Below are 14,855 nucleotides of genomic sequence, written 5' to 3'. Positions count from 1 at the left end.
ATTACATGCCGAGCTAAATAAAGCATCAGAGAAATATAAGGGTAAAAATAAAATAGGCTCGGTTGGTGTAGGCGTTGGTGCCTGCGTTGAAGATAAATCTAATCGTCATGGTATCCGGCTTATTGATACCTTAGATAAAGAGAAATTAAGAACAAAATTAGAGTTTCTTTGGGGTATCAGAGAAAAACAGATTAATCATGTTTTTAATGAAGAAGCCACATTAGATTTTGAAGAGATGCTAGAGAAAACGCATCAATATGGCAAGAGAATAGAACCTTATTTCACATTCACTAATGAAGTCATTGGTGATTTACTGAATTCTGGAGAAGATGTTTTACTTGAAACATCACAAGCCACTTTCTTAGATAATAGCTTTGGTACTTATCCTTATACCGTAGCATATCAGACATTAGTTCAAACTTGCTTTGCTATGATAGGTATCCCGGCGCAGAAAATACATATTGTCGGTGTGATGAAATCCTATATGATTCGCGTAGGCAACGGACCATTCCCCACCGAGTTATCCGACGAGAAAGCTGACTATATTCGGGAGCGTGGAAACGAATATGGTACCGTTTCAAAAAGACCAAGACGTTGTGGCTGGTTGGATTTATCTCTGATTAAACATGCGGTAAAACTCAATGGGGTCACAGAACTGGCAATCACGAATGTTGATGTTCTTGCTGGCTTACACGAAATAAAAGCGGCTATTGCCTATGAAATTGACAATGAAATCGTGAGTTGTGATAACGCATTATTACAGTTAGACAGAGCAAAACCTATCTATAAAACCTTTAAATGCTGGGGAGAGCTTAACGGATCATATACATACTTGACAGAGCTTCCCACCGAATTGATTAACTTCTTGTCTTTTATTCAAGACTATGCTGGAGTTCCTATCAAGTATATCTCATATGGACCAGATAGAAATCAGACATTAGTCATTCAATAATAAGAGCGGGAAAGATAATGATTCATTATGTAACTGGATTTATGTTTTCTAAAGATAAAAAACATGTCTCTTTAATCTCAAAACTACAACCCAGTTGGCAAGCAGGGAAACTTAACGGGATTGGTGGTAAAATAGAGGCAGGTGAAAACCCCCAACAGGCAATGGCAAGAGAATTCGCTGAAGAAGCAGGAATTGAAACACGCCCTGAAGAATGGCGATTATTTACCGTCTTAACTCGCCCTGATGTTTATCGGGTAAATTTTCTCTATATGTGTGACGATCAAGTTTATTCTGCAAAATCTATTGAAAAAGAGATCGTCAATATCTATGACACAAATACATTACCCGATAATGTTATCTATAACTTACGTTGGTTAATTCCGATGGCTGCCGATGAGCATTTACGTTTCGATAAAGAAATTGAAATAACAGAAATGCGGGGTTAGATGCGGTATAGCAAATTGTATCTAATTAACAATGTTCTAATAAACACAGAAGCATCTGTGCTTGAAATAGGTGCTTCTTTGAAGCAGAAAACAGCAGCGCCTTCCGGCGCTGCAACAATCAAGCAAACGGTTCGACAAAATTAATATCCGACCACACGGAAATGACCGCAACGGCTCTGGCTTGCCCTCCGGCGCCGTCAGTCTTCAACAGAATCGGTACAACAGACAGTTGCGTTGAAGCGGTATAACTATCGTCCCCGAGCTTAACGTATCTTGCGTCCTCCCCAGTACCTCGGTGCCCGGTACTGAGTGATAAGGGTTTATTGGCGGGATCGGAGAACACGAAGGCGACGTCCTCTATTGAGGAAGTTAATGCATTCGGTTTACCCGGGACAGACGGCCCATCGATCCGATAGAGCAGACGTGAATTTTGGAATACAGCATCATCGCCGGAACAGGTGCTGCTTATCCCTATCGGTCTGGCCGACGCCAGTGGGTCTCCCACCTGTTTACCGGCTCTTTTCACTGTTCCCCAATCCACCGATGAGGGCGTCAGGACAACCGCACAAGTGGACGGCTTTTTGACCGGTGAGAGGATAACTGTAGTCCACAGTGGTTTCAGCCTCCCGTTAAAACCCGATATGGCTGTGGGAGTCCAGCCGATCGCACCAATTGACAGGGGGCTGCCTCCTGCCTTCGCATTGAAATTGCCGTCACTGTCCGGGTAAATCGCCCCGGTCACGGTGCGGACACTGACATCAACCAAGCCGTTGACATCTGGAACGCAGGGAATGCTAACACTGGCATTCCCCTTGGTCAGACTGGCTGATTGATAGGTACTGGATGAACCATGCGTTTGGCAAGAGAGTGAAGATTGCCCGATATCAACCATAAAGTCGCCACCCCTTCCTACCCGGACACTATTCGGTGACGACGAAGAGATCAATGGGCTCGTTCCCGATCCCACTGTGTAGGCCATAAACTGCGTCCCGGTGGGGACGCGACAGGTTGTTGACCAGTCAAGGGGGCCACTGGTGGTATAACCCACTATCTTGTCACGTGAGTAATCACGCTTATCTTTGTTGTTTGGCACCATTGCATAACCGGTGACATTGCGAACCATCTGCACCAGTTCAATCTCACAGTCCTGATAAGTCTCTGCCGCCTGGAGTGGCAACGCGGTCAATAAAAAGAGTAGCGACACCACCAGTCCCGTGAGGGTTGGGGCGGGGTTTTCTACATTACCGCGCCACAAACATTCAGTGTTTAACATTCTTCTCTCCAAATTACTTATCTGTTCAAATCGCTTACTTTGAACCGCCGAGATAACCTCACTTTTGGCGGTGTCCACATGAGGGTAACGCTTATAGACACACCGCATTTGCCTGCACCAGTTGCCCGGGTGTATCGGATGACACCTGATAACGGGTGGTGCATTGTTGCGTTGCCCCGTTTCCCCATTTGACTTTCACGCGACCAGCAGGGGGCATGCCGCTTAGATAAACCCGGCCGTTATCACCCACAATCCCGTCGCCGGCCTGAATAGCATTCTCTTCCAACGTCGCGGTGGCGCCAAAAGGCACGGGCTTGCCATGATGTGTCAAAGTCAACAGTAACTGACTGCCTGAGCGAACCTGATAATTTGCCAACGTCACTGCTCCTCTGGTCGGATAAACGTTCTTGCTGGTCTGGTCAATATCGACCCCTTCCGGCAGGGTGGACGGATCCAGATTGATGGTGTTTTTGTGGTAGACCGATCCGCCCGGCAGTACGGCGTAGCCACGCCAGTCGGTCTGCACGTTGCCGTCACCGACCGTCACCCCTTTCGCCCCGGGCGCTCGGACCAATACCGCTTCATCGCCCAGTGAGCGTGATAGCGTCATGCCGTAAGGATGGATTAGGAGGGCGCCGGAAGCTCCGTAGGTAAAGTGATAGCTATTGGCGCTGTCGTTGTAGCCCAGATTAACGCTCCCCTGACTGCCCTGATAACTCAGAGACAAGGCCCGGCTGTTTTGTTGGCCCTTGTTCCCCCAACCTTGCTGGAGGTTATAATTCAAGCGGTTATCCCATAACATGCCACTGATCCCGGTCTGCTGAGTGAGGTTACCCTGCGAGTCGCGCGAGACCGTATAGCGGGTGTAAGCGCCCCGTAACGCAGACGATGAACCAAAGAGACTAAGCGGGACCTGCATATTGAATGACATCTGGCGATTCTCCGACCAGTGGCCGGCCCCTTCCATGCGATAAATGTTATAACTCAGGTTATAGCTGATCCCCATCAGCATCGCGTTATAACCTAAATTCAGATTGTTGTCGGTACGGCCATTCCAATAATTGTTGCGCGTCCCAGAAGCGTAAAGATTGCCCCAACGTCCCAGCGTTTGATGCAGGTTTACCTGCCAGGTGCTTTGACGTCGGTCAAGCGCCCACGGGGTCTGATATTCATTCAGGCTGTACCCTATGCTGTTAACATCACTGAAACTGTAGTAATGCTGAGTGGAATAGCGATAGGCTGCCAGATCAATACCGGTGCCGGTACTGATCAAGTGTTTGGCATATTTCACCCGATAAGCTTGGCCCTGTTGCCGGTTATTTTCTTGACCTTTAGCCCCTTGCAACTGGGCACGAGCAAACGTCACATCCGCGGACAGTGCGCCGAATGCCCCCAGTGACACGCCCGAGCCTAATACACCCGACTGGTAGTTGCCAGCGACCAATCCCCCGCCGTACAAGGTGACATTGTGTGGCAAACCATAGACCAGAGTGCCCAGAGCAAATATCGGGGAACGGCTGCCATCGGTGAGGTTGCCACCGTGATATTGACCGGTCGTCAACTCATATTTAATGCCACCGGGACGCTGCATCATCGGAACAGATGAAGAGGCGATGGTGGAGACACGGGTACTGCCATCTTCCTCTTTGATCGTGACCGTCAGGTCGCCAGAGTCCCCGATGGTGTACAAGTCGGTGAAACGAAATGGCCCCGGCGCCACCGTGGTTTGATATACGGTATAGCCATTCTGGGATACGGTCACCTGCGCATTGGAGCTCGCCACACCGGTTATCTCCGGGGCAAAACCGCGCTGACTGTCGGGCAACATAGCCTCCTCAGAAACCAACTTCATGCCACGCAACGGGATACTGTCAAAAATATCGCCACCGGTATACGTTTCACCGGCCGTAAACTCACTGCGCAGTGACTGCACATTACGTTGCAAATAGGTATTACTCACCTGCCATTGAGTCTGCGTAGAGGGGGAAAAACCGGAGGGCCCTTCGTTGCGCTGGCGATTGTAACTGTAAGTTTGCGTGCTGCGTAGACGCCATGGCCCCAGATTCAACCCATTACGAAAAGAGACAAATAGATTACGGGAGCGTGATCCGCCGCCGGTTTCCTGGCCGTCATAACGCCCTTCCGAACCGTTAACGGTGTAGTTCATCAAAAAGGCTGGGAGCCCGTTATCCCACAGTAACGGATCGACCATCCCAGAATGATGGGGCTGCATAGCCGCCTGAGGAACACTGAGGTCCAGACGCAAACGGGCGAAATCCAATATCGCGCGAGCGTGTAGGATCTGTTCCGTCAGATCCGTGATGGGGCTATCGCTCGCTTTTCCCTGAAAAGCCGGTAACCCGTGAATATTGACCCCATATTCTTCGAGCTGTGCAACCGTTAATACCGGTTGCAGATGGCCGTTGACCAATCTAAATTCAATCTCGCGGTTATCCACCTTATTCTGGTTCATGTAGACATCCACCAGATAGTGTCCCGGTGCGACATACCCCGCGTTTTCATACGCCGAGAGATCGATATGTTCCTGCTCCCCCGTCGCCCCCATCAGGAAAGCGGGATTAAAGTATTCCCGCGCGGAGATGGGTAAGGTTGTTGCCGTCAGTGAACATAGCAGACATACATATACAGGACGGAGCCGGAAACTGCGCGGCTGACCGGGCGCATGTTGGCTGCCCGCCAGCCGCGCAGACGAAAATAAAATATTTATTGCCATAGCCTATCTCTGCTTCTAACTTAAACCTATGCTGTTAATCTTGAGGTCACTTTGCCGGTCATCGCCCGCAGATGAGGGTGGGTTATAACGGAACATGGCGATCCTGACTGTCGCCGGGAAAACGCCAGACCAATGGCCCCGGTATCCCGGCGGTAAACGAATAGGTTTGAAACGCATAGGTTTGTATGCCTTTCGGGGGCACCATCGCCTGACGTATGTGATCATCTGCCTGTTGGGTGCCTACTTTCAGGACAGAAAAGGTCAGAAAATAGGGCGTGGGATTTTCCACCCGCAGCTGTGTTCCCAGAAGGGAAAATTTCACCTGTTTGGCCACCGTGGCGTTATCCCGGGCAGGCACTCCTTGAGGACGATAAAACAGCCGAATATTCATCTGTAAGGCAACCTGCACCTGCGACGCTTTGTCTGTCTGGAGGCCTAATGCCGGTGCATTCGCGGTATCCGGTACGGCAACTCCCGGGATAGCTCGCAGCGAGACCACAAAGGCCGATTCCCGATCCTGCGGTAATTGCCCCCCAAGCTGGCGAATACGGAACGAAAACGCCTCGCCAGCCTCGACCCGCTTTAACGGCGGCAGGACGACAAAAGGGGGAACTTGCCCTGCTTGGCTGTCAAAGCGACCCGTGTCCGGATCCATCGGGCTGACAAATCCCTGTACCAGATAGTTCTGTGCCGTGTAATTAGTCATGTTGAGTGTCACGCCTCCCGGGCTATCTTTTGCCACATAAGACAGTTGCATTGGAGAGAACGATAACCCTTGATTATCAGCCGCTTGCGCCTTGAATATATTCCCTAACAGCAGGGAGAAACCGAGGGAGTAAAGCATTAACCCCCAGTATGTTCGCCCATGCTGGTTACTGACTCTCTTCATTCTCCAACTCCGTAGAAAAGTAGAAAACAATGGCAGATTTAACGCGCCACTCTGGCCGTAAATATTTTTGAAGCCCCGCCGTAATCATTAATCATCGACCAGCTCACCGATTTTTTACCCACCAGCCCGGCATAGGTCACACAATCCTGCGGCGTTATCATTGAAGGATAGCGGTTTAGATCGAGCGTTTGCCCGTCCAGCGTGAGACTGTCCAGCGACAGGAAATACGGGGTGGGATTGCACGCCTTGATGCCTTCGGGTTGCGACTGAAAGCGAAGCTGTCCATACGCCTCTTCCGGCAACAGAGACAGGCTACGCGGTCGCCAGAAAAACTTGATCCGCATCCTCACGCTCATCGATGCTTGCTCCCGAACAGGCTCATCCGTCACCCGCTGAGTTGCGGGGAGGGCGTTTATCTGCACATACCCGAGCGATTCCCGGTCCACCGGAAAGGGGGGCTGATTAAAAGTCGGCAAAATACGCAGGCTATTTTGACTATTGGCCTCCAACCTGAACAACGGCGGCGTCACCACAAACGCCGGAGTGGTTTTCTCCTGATCTTTCATTATCTTTACCTGCACCAGCCACGCCTGAGGTGTGGTATTGACCACTGTCAGCGTTTGTGCTCGCTCCCCTTGGGTAAAAATGACGCGAGTTTTATTCAGGCTGATACCGGCTGCTTGACAGGATTCTGTGCCGGTCATCCCTAACCCTAGCCAGAACACCAATGGCACCAACCGGTACCGCGCTGGGCGTACCCAAACTGTTTTCACCACGCCTCCTGAAACCTGTTACCTGAGCAGTGCTCAGTGATAGTCAAATTGAAATTGAATGTGCGCGGTCAGTTCACCGGGAGTCGGTACCGCCGTGCCGGACTCATGCCGCATATCCATCAGGAAGGTAATTTGACTGTCTTTGGTAGCATTACCCGGTGGCGCCAAATTCACATAATCGCCATTTTTCAGGTAGTTCCCCAACCCGCCTCCCGGCAATTGATAGCGCAGGCCAAATCCCACATTTCCCGCCACCGTGGAAGCTTTATCCCGAAATAGCGTCGGGTGGCTTTCTGGCGTGGTGCCGGCTATTTTAATGGCCGGGATACGGCCCGCTCTGGCTGATCCCGCACAGCCTGACAACGCCAACGTAATGGGCTTGCTGCCCGCCGCATCAATATGTTGCGTGCTGTGCCGCACCTCAGTGAGAGGTACGGATGAAAACTCGACATGGGATGTCTGCATATTGAGCTCACAGGTTGGCTGTTCCAGCGTCAGCGCCAATGTCAGTTCTGCCGTGTTTGGGCTTGTTCCCCCAGGCAGAGGGGCGGTACAGAGCAGGCCAGCCAGTGTTGTCTGTCTGATAAGAGTCCACGGTTTTCGCATTACGGTATCTCCCCCTGATAGGTGGATTCTCCGCCGAGGTCATTAATCACCGTCCAGCTTACTTTGGCTGGATAACGCCCTCCTTTAAGTAGTAAAGAGAGGTCAGAGAACGGGGAAACCATGTTCGCTTCCTGCTGCGTCATCAGCTCCTGTCCACCCACTTTTAGAGAGGTTAAGGTGATGTAATAAGGTGACGGATTGGTGACCATTATTCCCGCGGCAGTCGGTTTGAAGCGCAGTGAACCAAATCCTTGCTCCGGCGAAACCGACAGCCCTGACGGGCGATACATCAGCTTAATCGTGTTGGCGATAGCAAACTGTATTCCGCCGGAGACATTCCGCCGGGAGCGATTATCGGATTCAGAGCTTAACGGAATGGCCTTCGCCGTAAACCAGAACAGGGATTCCCGATCAGCAGGCAGCGATGGGCCAGTTTTGATGATGCGCACCTGATTTTGGCTGTCGGGTTCCATACGAAACAGGGGCGGCGTCACCAGAAATGGGGCGTTTTTATCTCCCTCAGAAGTAGAACTGACGGTCGCCTGTATCAAATAGACCGCCTCTTTACTGGTATTGCTCACTGAGGCGGTTGTCGCGTGGCTATCCGCTGGATAGATAATGCGGGTAGTATTGATCCCCACCCCCTCCGCCTGCGCGGAAGTGGCCGGCCAACCTAACAGACCGGTCACTATCATTGCTGTAATCAATCTTTTCACTGACTCACCTGAAAATGTCTGGTTTGGTATTGTGTAAGTAAGAATTGGACTTCCCTATCCAATTCCACGGCTATATGTTTCTAACGCTTAGCGGCGTTGAATTAGTCATACGCTATTTTCACGGTCAGGTTCGCTTTGGAGTCTGCTGCTTTTACCGCCGCCGGACCAATCTTAGCCAGTCCTACCTTAAGCGTAATGGCATTATCACCGGCTACTGCGGGGCTGTATTGGGGATCTTTTAGGTTAATTGCTACTCCTGGTTGCACGAGCTTATCATTTATCGTCAGGCCAACTGCATGGTCGGAGATTGCAGTATTGCCCGTGGAGTTAAGAAGCTGAAAGAAACTGGCTCCTGGTCCTGCTGCGGTGCCGGCAACCGTCAATTTAGCGCTTTTCGCGGAACTCCACAGAGGGCATTTTTCCGTTCCAATCGTGACGAATCTTTGAGTGTTAGTTAAGATTGAGCCATCTGCCTTCCCAGTAAAATCAGACACCAAAGCGGCGAGACTAACAGGCTCTATTGCTGCAAACTTACAAGTCTCCGCAGTCACTGAAGAACTCACCGTCAGGGTACCAGCACTAACTTCCTCCGCCATAGCCTGCGACATCCCGCCCAGACACAGTGCCGCTATCGCACAGGTTTTCAAAATTTGTTTTTTCATTTCATCTATTCCTTTTATCTATTCGATACACTTTGCCTAAAACAACATCACGACAAGTTAAACAATCAGATCGCTAACGAGGTGCGTTTTACTTGTTATTTGAGTTATTTTTGTTTGCTGATTAACTTCTGAATTTTGGTTAAACCGTCGATAACATATCTATTTCTGAGCGGGAAATATTGAGTGGCTATTTGTTCTCTTTTTGAGACAACTGGTTATTAGCTCTCAACTGAAAAGAGGACCTAAAACTGAGGAGACGACGCCTAATAAGCGGGTATAGCTGAGCAGGGTGGGAAAACGAATATTAAATCGCTCAAAAAAACAACTTTTCAACATCGGGGGATATTAGTAAGATAAGAAATAATTTCTTTTTGAAATCAAAAAAATACGTGGTTTTTTACAAAAAAATACAAAAAACATCTTTTAAGTTATGAACTTTTCCATATACTGCCCCGGCAGTTGACGATAACTGAACAAAAATAACTCTAATGTTCGGTTTTTACCCCAGATCAGAAACTGATGTTATTGAAGGTTACTCCACTACTTTAAGTAACACTTTCCTTACATTTAAGGGTGCGCTTAGAAAGCGGAAATTATCCTAGCTCAAGCCTGTTTTTTGTACGAATTGATATTTGATTCACAAAAACAAAAATAAGTCATTAAAAATCAGTCAATTATAAAAAATCATTTTTTCTCATGTCTGCTGTAACAAATTGCTGTGCAGTGCGACTAGTTGAGTGAAACAAATGCTTGTTTCAGCGAAGTAGTAATTCACCTTCCACATAAGTAAAAGGAACGTTCCATGACTAAGCAAACGACAAAAGCATTACTGGCCTTGGCTTTAGGCAGCGCACTGATTACGGCAAGTTCTTCAGCAATGGCGGATTCCGGCAGCAAAACGGAGAAATGCTATGGCGTTTCTCTGAAAGGGAAAAACGACTGTAAAGCCGGTGCAGGCACTACCTGTGCTGGTACCTCCAAAACGGATTATCAGGGCAATGCCTGGAAAATGGTACCCGCGGGTTCCTGTGTAAAAATAAAGTCTCCAACCTCCTCGACCGGTTTTGGTCAACTGGACGCGTTTAAAGTTAAGTAAAAAAGGGTAATTCAGGCATCACACAGGAGCTTATACGATGACAATTTCCTTGCCCTCACACCGCGTCTCTCGTGAAGCTCCTGACTGCCTCATATTAAACAAGTTCCCGGCCAGAGCCGGGATCGGGTTAAAGCCGGAGCATTTTCGCGTTATCCTGCGCGATAAACCCGACATCGGTTTTTTTGAAATTCACGCGGAAAATTATCTGGTGGCGGGTGGTCCGTTTCATCAGGCACTGACCGCCATTCGCCAGGATTATCCGCTCTCCATTCATGGTGTAGGCCTGTCCATCGGAGGCGAAAATCCTCTGAATCAGCCCCATTTACAACGTGTTGCCGCGCTGGTTGAACGCTACCAGCCGGCCGTTTTTTCTGAGCACCTTGCCTGGTCAACGCACAACGATCTCTTTCTCAATGATCTGCTGCCGCTGCCTTACACCGACGTCACGCTGACACGGGTCTGCGAACATGTCGATCAGGTACAGAATGCACTGCGTCGCCCCATTCTGTTGGAAAACCCGTCCACCTACGTCGAGTTCAGTGCCTCAACCATGAGCGAGACTGACTTTATCTCCGAGGTGATACGCCGCACCGGATGCGGACTACTGCTGGATGTGAACAATCTCTATATCAGTGGCGTCAACCATAATCGCTGCCCAAGGCAGATGCTATTCGAGCTGCCACTTCACCGTGTCGGCGAAATTCATCTGGCGGGCTATACGGAAAGCCGCGATGGGGCAAACGACCGGCTGCTGATTGATTCACATGACAGTCATGTGACCGGGCCTGTCTGGGATCTCTATAACAAGACTCTGCGTGAAACGGGGCCGATCGCCACCCTGATCGAATGGGACAGCAATATTCCACCATTAGACGTGTTGTTAAACGAAGCCAGCCATGCCCAACATTACATTACGGAGAGCACGAAAAATGCAACAACAGCTGTATCAGGCGCTTCTTGACCCCAACCTCACGGTACCAAAGGGGCTGATAGCCTGGAATGGCAGCGATCCGGCGGTACGTTTTGCGGTTTATCGTAATAATGTCATCGCGTCGCTGATTGACGCACTGGCCGAAAACTGCCCCGTCCTTCTCGCCCAGCTCGGAGAGTGCTTTTTCCGTGCGATGGCAGGGGAGTTTATACGTCAACAACCGCCTTCTTCTCCTGTTTTGGCCGGCTATGGCGCGCAATTGCCGGACTGGATTGCGACGTTTCAGCCGTTGGCAGATTGGCCCTGGCTGAGTGATCTTACTCGGCTGGAAATGTTGTTTATTGAATCGCTGCACGCAGCGGACCCTGCCGTACAGACGGCAGAAGCAGCCCCTAGTGGCGATCCCGCACAGTTGCTGGTGGCGCTCCATCCCTCGGTACGGCTTTTCAGTTCAGATTATGCTGTCTTCAGCCTGTGGGCCGCACACCAACAAAATGAAAACGAGATGGTGCTGGACCCATTCCAGCCGGAACATATGCTGCTGTGCCGCGTTGACGACGACGTGCGAATAATGTTGCTCAGCCGTGCGGAGGTGCAGTTTGTTGCCATGCTCCAGTCCGGTCGGTGTCTTGCCGAAGCCCTGGAGATTGCCGCCGGGGAGGAGGCAACTTTTGAGCCTCAATCGATTTTACAACGCATGCAGCACTACGGGCTGATCCTTTCTCTATACAGCAACACGGAGCGCTAAAATGGCATTACTCAAAATGTTAGCATTAAAGGGGCAACACATTGCGCAGGAAAGTATTATCCCCCTTCTGGCGCGTATTGGCCTTGCCGCAACATTCTGGCTGTCGGGCCAAAGCAAAGTGATGGGATTAAACATTGATATTCTGGGGGACACGCCCTGGCAACTGGGGATCCCGCGCACTACCGACAGCGCCGTGTCGCTCTTTGCCAACGAGTACCAGCTTCCGCTGCTACCGCACGATGTGGCTGCGGTCATGGCCGTGACCGCAGAACACGTGTTTCCGCTGTTGCTGATTGTCGGATTGGCAACACGCTTCTCCGCGCTGGCATTAATGGTGATGACGCTGGTGATTCAGATATTTGTTTATCCGGATGCCTGGCCTATCCACGCTACCTGGCTGACGGCTCAGTTGTATTTGGTGACGTATGGCGGTGGAAGGTTTTCGCTTGATCGCCTGATTTACCGCTATCGCACCTGATTTCCCCGCCCTGCGTTATTCCTTATGTTGATTCTCGTTTTCGCCACGAGTGAATGCGGAAGTGATAGTGCGCGCAGGTCGGCAAACTGTTGTCTGAATTTTCGGCACCCGTCGCACATTCGCAAATGCAATATCGGGTTCGCTTTGAGCAATCATCTTCTTCAAAAGGTGATATGGACAAGAATGGACTCTTTGATTTGTGGTAATAACATTGCTGACAGAGACATCATAAAAGTGACCGTTCCGTCGGTCACGAAATTCAGTCATCAACTGGTTTATAGATCCCCCGATTGGAGTCGAGATCAGTTAACATCCAAATTTACCCAATGTGGCCTCCGCAATAGGGATATATTGGTCTGTTAATTTATTGATGCTGTTATTGGTTGCAGGATAACAACAATCAAGGAAAAACCAGTTTATCGGTGTTTCCAATATTGAAGCAATCTGCACTAGATGAGATAAATTAATGCGGTTTATCCCTCTCTCATAACGTGAGAGTTGTTGCTGACTAATACCTATTTTTTCCGCCAATTTTACGGCGGTCATGCCCAACTCTTTCCTTCTTTTTTGAATACGCTTCCCTACTAATAGATGATCTTGTTTCATTTTCATCCCAGCCTTTAAATTAAAAAAACACCTTTTTATGGCATCGCCAAAATTATTGTCCCTGATCCTGAGAAAGGCCCTGCCTCTACTCTGCCATTTTTTTGTAAAATTGATTTCACTGTAATGGGTACATTTCCTCCAGCCGGTACAAACACAGAAACGCCGTCTTCACCTCTTCTATCATTTAATAGCAGTTTAGCTTTCAAGCTACCATCATTTCTCAAAGGTACAAATTCCCCATTAAGGCCTGTCGCTATCACGATAATCTTTATATCTACATTGCAGGTCACATTGATATTTCCTGTTTTGGTTGCATTTTCTAGTTCTGCCTCATCAATACTACCGTAATCAAGCTCAACTGAGCCTTCACTGACCTGACAAAAGCCTATCGGCGGTGGTGCAACGCCACATAAAGATCCAGGCAACAATCTTCCATGAAAGCCATTTTGATCGGTTTCGTAAAATAGCCCGACACATTCCTGATGAGACCGAATAGCAGGACCAAAATGTTTTGCAACTCCGGTGATCGGAAAACTGGTATATTTCAATATCTCCGCCTGAACTTGTTTCATTGTCTTAAATCTTTCCACGCGAGTATTAAATATCCTATAGGGCTGCCCTGAATAACCATCAGCAAAATGGCGATGGTTAACCGATATCCAACATGCAGAATAACCATAACAAGGATTTGGCGTAAAATCGTTTTCCTGGTCCCAACGTTCAATTACAAAAGTATAATAGGCATTTGTAGGAACACCCTCGGATTTAGTGATATATGAAAATATTGATGCCGCAGCACCTGATGAGAACAGCGATAAAAATACCAGACAAGCAGAGAATAATTTTTTCATTTACTTACCTAATAAAATAAAACCAAAACTATTCGATTAGTCATAGTTGAGATTAAATGTCGCAATAGCATGAAACGCGCCCCGTTTAATCGTCTGGTTAGCCAGCGCCGTTGGTTCAGCCTGCACATACGCTTTCAGGATAATCACGTTTTCGCCCTCTTTTAGCGGATAGGCATCTCCGTCTTTATTTAACGGTAACCGTTTGCCTTCAGCCGTTTCGATACCAATGGCAATTCCAGAAGCCTGACTACCCGCGCTTAATGCTAATAAACCCGGCAATTGTCTGTTTTCTACCCCACTGAATGTCAGTTTGATAGATTTCCCCATACTCATATCACAGCCAGACAGCCGGAGCTGAAAAGGCTCATTATTGGTCCGGCCATGCAGATACAAATACTTTTCAGCAATCGTGCCCAAATCAAGCCGGATATCTTCATCACCCGGTTTAATCGTGCAGGGTTCTTCAACCAATGCGCCGTAAAAACGCATATTATCCGCAGCCTGTACTACCTGATTGCAATAAACCGCAGTAGCAACAATCATAAAACCAACGCGCAACACGAATAACTTGAAATAATTCATTCGCTTTCCTTTCACTGGTATTCCGCCAGTAATGTCGCCGTCACTTCAAATATCCCTTCCGGTAACGTGCTTCCCGGCTTTTTCACTGGCACGGCCTGTATCACCGGCAGTTTCTGTGACGTCACCGGAATACGCTTGTTAAGGGTGAATGCTTTACCATCCAAAGTTAGACGAATACCTAAATGGGTGATATTCGTTTTCAAAGCAGCAGCATCAAATGAAGTCTGTGGGCCAATCACCGTCAATCCTAAACTCCAGCCTGAAACATTAGGTGCACACACCAATTGATAATTTACTGGCTGGGTATAATTCACCCCATCCACCTTATGTATTCCAATGTTATGACCAAAATAGATGTCAATCATATTACCGTCATTAATGACGCAAGGAGGCGGTTCAAGCAGTGTGCCATGAAACCACATATTATCTGCCGCTTGCCCCGGCATCACGCTGATCAATCCCAGGCAAACCGTCCAGAAAGCACGATAAATCAAATTCTTCATCAGTGTCTC

17 protein-coding genes are annotated in these 14,855 nt (G+C 48.9%); 6 read left to right on the top strand and 11 right to left on the bottom strand.

Annotated features, from left to right (window positions below):
* Together LGZ99_RS18590 and LGZ99_RS18585 are read left to right on the top strand one after the other, a co-directional pair.
* The coding region (locus tag LGZ99_RS18590; RefSeq protein WP_262979425.1) for an adenylosuccinate synthetase at window positions 1–952 on the top strand (952 nt) is incomplete at its 5' end.
* A 17-nt stretch (window positions 953–969) separates the two neighbouring features.
* Window positions 970–1,398 (top strand): NUDIX domain-containing protein, encoded by a 429-nt coding sequence (locus LGZ99_RS18585; protein WP_262979424.1) that lies wholly within the window; start codon window positions 970–972, stop codon window positions 1,396–1,398.
* A 118-nt stretch (window positions 1,399–1,516) separates the two neighbouring features.
* On the opposite strand, the gene LGZ99_RS18580 is transcribed toward LGZ99_RS18585, so the two are convergent.
* The 7 genes from LGZ99_RS18580 to LGZ99_RS18550 all read right to left on the bottom strand — a co-directional run bounded on the left by LGZ99_RS18580 (window position 1,517) and on the right by LGZ99_RS18550 (window position 9,051).
* Complete coding sequence (locus LGZ99_RS18580) at window positions 1,517–2,671, bottom strand: hypothetical protein (protein ID WP_036841293.1); 1,155 nt, start codon at window positions 2,669–2,671, stop codon at window positions 1,517–1,519.
* A gap of 91 nt (window positions 2,672–2,762) precedes the next feature.
* The gene (locus tag LGZ99_RS18575; protein ID WP_036841291.1) at window positions 2,763–5,405 is read right to left on the bottom strand and encodes a fimbria/pilus outer membrane usher protein; all 2,643 of its coding nucleotides are present in this window, start codon (window positions 5,403–5,405) and stop codon (window positions 2,763–2,765) included.
* An 82-nt stretch (window positions 5,406–5,487) separates the two neighbouring features.
* Complete coding sequence (locus LGZ99_RS18570) at window positions 5,488–6,294, bottom strand: fimbrial biogenesis chaperone (RefSeq protein WP_051769755.1); 807 nt, start codon at window positions 6,292–6,294, stop codon at window positions 5,488–5,490.
* A 38-nt stretch (window positions 6,295–6,332) separates the two neighbouring features.
* Window positions 6,333–6,998 (bottom strand): fimbrial biogenesis chaperone, encoded by a 666-nt coding sequence (locus LGZ99_RS18565; protein WP_235184817.1) that lies wholly within the window; start codon window positions 6,996–6,998, stop codon window positions 6,333–6,335.
* A 102-nt stretch (window positions 6,999–7,100) separates the two neighbouring features.
* Window positions 7,101–7,673: a fimbrial protein gene (locus tag LGZ99_RS18560; protein ID WP_036841288.1), complete on the bottom strand. Its 573-nt coding sequence runs from the start codon at window positions 7,671–7,673 to the stop codon at window positions 7,101–7,103.
* Complete coding sequence (locus LGZ99_RS18555; protein ID WP_051769752.1) at window positions 7,673–8,389, bottom strand: fimbrial biogenesis chaperone; 717 nt, start codon at window positions 8,387–8,389, stop codon at window positions 7,673–7,675. The genes LGZ99_RS18560 and LGZ99_RS18555 overlap by 1 nt, the downstream gene beginning before the upstream one ends.
* A gap of 101 nt (window positions 8,390–8,490) precedes the next feature.
* Window positions 8,491–9,051 carry a fimbrial protein gene (locus LGZ99_RS18550; protein WP_036841286.1) on the bottom strand — a complete coding sequence of 187 codons (561 nt, stop codon included), beginning with the start codon at window positions 9,049–9,051 and terminating at the stop codon, window positions 8,491–8,493.
* An 802-nt stretch (window positions 9,052–9,853) separates the two neighbouring features.
* Here LGZ99_RS18550 and LGZ99_RS18545 point away from each other — a divergent pair.
* The 4 genes from LGZ99_RS18545 to LGZ99_RS18530 are packed head-to-tail and all read left to right on the top strand — an operon-like array spanning window position 9,854 to window position 12,304.
* Window positions 9,854–10,147 carry a BufA1 family periplasmic bufferin-type metallophore gene (locus tag LGZ99_RS18545; RefSeq protein ID WP_036841284.1) on the top strand — a complete coding sequence of 98 codons (294 nt, stop codon included), beginning with the start codon at window positions 9,854–9,856 and terminating at the stop codon, window positions 10,145–10,147.
* 37 nt (window positions 10,148–10,184) lie between these two features.
* Entirely contained in the window at window positions 10,185–11,108 is a 924-nt protein-coding gene (bufB, locus tag LGZ99_RS18540; protein ID WP_036841283.1) for an MNIO family bufferin maturase, read from the top strand.
* Window positions 11,077–11,826 (top strand): HvfC/BufC N-terminal domain-containing protein, encoded by a 750-nt coding sequence (locus LGZ99_RS18535; RefSeq protein WP_036841281.1) that lies wholly within the window; start codon window positions 11,077–11,079, stop codon window positions 11,824–11,826. The genes bufB and LGZ99_RS18535 overlap by 32 nt, the downstream gene beginning before the upstream one ends.
* A gap of 1 nt (window position 11,827) precedes the next feature.
* Entirely contained in the window at window positions 11,828–12,304 is a 477-nt protein-coding gene (locus LGZ99_RS18530; protein ID WP_021323224.1) for a DoxX family protein, read from the top strand.
* A gap of 306 nt (window positions 12,305–12,610) precedes the next feature.
* Here the strand turns inward: LGZ99_RS18530 and LGZ99_RS18525 are convergent, their stop codons facing one another.
* From LGZ99_RS18525 to LGZ99_RS18510, 4 genes are read right to left on the bottom strand one after another with little or no spacing between them, the layout of a single operon-like run.
* On the bottom strand, window positions 12,611–12,916 hold the full coding sequence (locus tag LGZ99_RS18525) for a helix-turn-helix domain-containing protein (RefSeq protein ID WP_031281449.1): 306 nt from the start codon (window positions 12,914–12,916) through the stop codon (window positions 12,611–12,613).
* Between the two features lie 29 nt (window positions 12,917–12,945).
* Window positions 12,946–13,761, bottom strand: coding sequence for an MrpH family fimbial adhesin (locus tag LGZ99_RS18520; protein ID WP_262979423.1), 816 nt, complete (start codon window positions 13,759–13,761; stop codon window positions 12,946–12,948).
* 36 nt (window positions 13,762–13,797) lie between these two features.
* Window positions 13,798–14,343 (bottom strand): fimbrial protein, encoded by a 546-nt coding sequence (locus LGZ99_RS18515; protein ID WP_262979422.1) that lies wholly within the window; start codon window positions 14,341–14,343, stop codon window positions 13,798–13,800.
* 11 nt (window positions 14,344–14,354) lie between these two features.
* Window positions 14,355–14,846: a fimbrial protein gene (locus tag LGZ99_RS18510; RefSeq protein WP_023045983.1), complete on the bottom strand. Its 492-nt coding sequence runs from the start codon at window positions 14,844–14,846 to the stop codon at window positions 14,355–14,357.
* Window positions 14,847–14,855: the final 9 nt, after the last annotated feature.

Origin of the sequence: Photorhabdus temperata, assembly GCF_025384845.1 — a bacterium.
Taxonomy (GTDB): domain Bacteria; phylum Pseudomonadota; class Gammaproteobacteria; order Enterobacterales; family Enterobacteriaceae; genus Photorhabdus; species Photorhabdus temperata.
This window is presented reverse-complemented; position numbering and strand designations above follow the sequence as displayed.

What these genes read in the sequence shown, in the direction of transcription:
- LGZ99_RS18520 (WP_262979423.1), bottom strand. Translation starts at nt 13,761, where the DNA reads ATGAAAAAATTATTCTCTGCTTGTCTGGTATTTTTATCGCTGTTCTCA.
- LGZ99_RS18560 (WP_036841288.1), bottom strand. Translation starts at nt 7,673, where the DNA reads ATGCGAAAACCGTGGACTCTTATCAGACAGACAACACTGGCTGGCCTG.
- LGZ99_RS18565 (WP_235184817.1), bottom strand. Translation starts at nt 6,998, where the DNA reads ATGACCGGCACAGAATCCTGTCAAGCAGCCGGTATCAGCCTGAATAAA.
- LGZ99_RS18510 (WP_023045983.1), bottom strand. Translation starts at nt 14,846, where the DNA reads ATGAAGAATTTGATTTATCGTGCTTTCTGGACGGTTTGCCTGGGATTG.
- LGZ99_RS18545 (WP_036841284.1), top strand. Translation starts at nt 9,854, where the DNA reads ATGACTAAGCAAACGACAAAAGCATTACTGGCCTTGGCTTTAGGCAGC.
- LGZ99_RS18550 (WP_036841286.1), bottom strand. Translation starts at nt 9,051, where the DNA reads ATGAAAAAACAAATTTTGAAAACCTGTGCGATAGCGGCACTGTGTCTG.
- LGZ99_RS18585 (WP_262979424.1), top strand. Translation starts at nt 970, where the DNA reads ATGATTCATTATGTAACTGGATTTATGTTTTCTAAAGATAAAAAACAT.
- LGZ99_RS18530 (WP_021323224.1), top strand. Translation starts at nt 11,828, where the DNA reads ATGGCATTACTCAAAATGTTAGCATTAAAGGGGCAACACATTGCGCAG.
- LGZ99_RS18525 (WP_031281449.1), bottom strand. Translation starts at nt 12,916, where the DNA reads ATGAAAATGAAACAAGATCATCTATTAGTAGGGAAGCGTATTCAAAAA.
- LGZ99_RS18580 (WP_036841293.1), bottom strand. Translation starts at nt 2,671, where the DNA reads ATGTTAAACACTGAATGTTTGTGGCGCGGTAATGTAGAAAACCCCGCC.
- LGZ99_RS18570 (WP_051769755.1), bottom strand. Translation starts at nt 6,294, where the DNA reads ATGAAGAGAGTCAGTAACCAGCATGGGCGAACATACTGGGGGTTAATG.
- LGZ99_RS18575 (WP_036841291.1), bottom strand. Translation starts at nt 5,405, where the DNA reads ATGGCAATAAATATTTTATTTTCGTCTGCGCGGCTGGCGGGCAGCCAA.
- bufB (WP_036841283.1), top strand. Translation starts at nt 10,185, where the DNA reads ATGACAATTTCCTTGCCCTCACACCGCGTCTCTCGTGAAGCTCCTGAC.
- LGZ99_RS18535 (WP_036841281.1), top strand. Translation starts at nt 11,077, where the DNA reads ATGCAACAACAGCTGTATCAGGCGCTTCTTGACCCCAACCTCACGGTA.
- LGZ99_RS18515 (WP_262979422.1), bottom strand. Translation starts at nt 14,343, where the DNA reads ATGAATTATTTCAAGTTATTCGTGTTGCGCGTTGGTTTTATGATTGTT.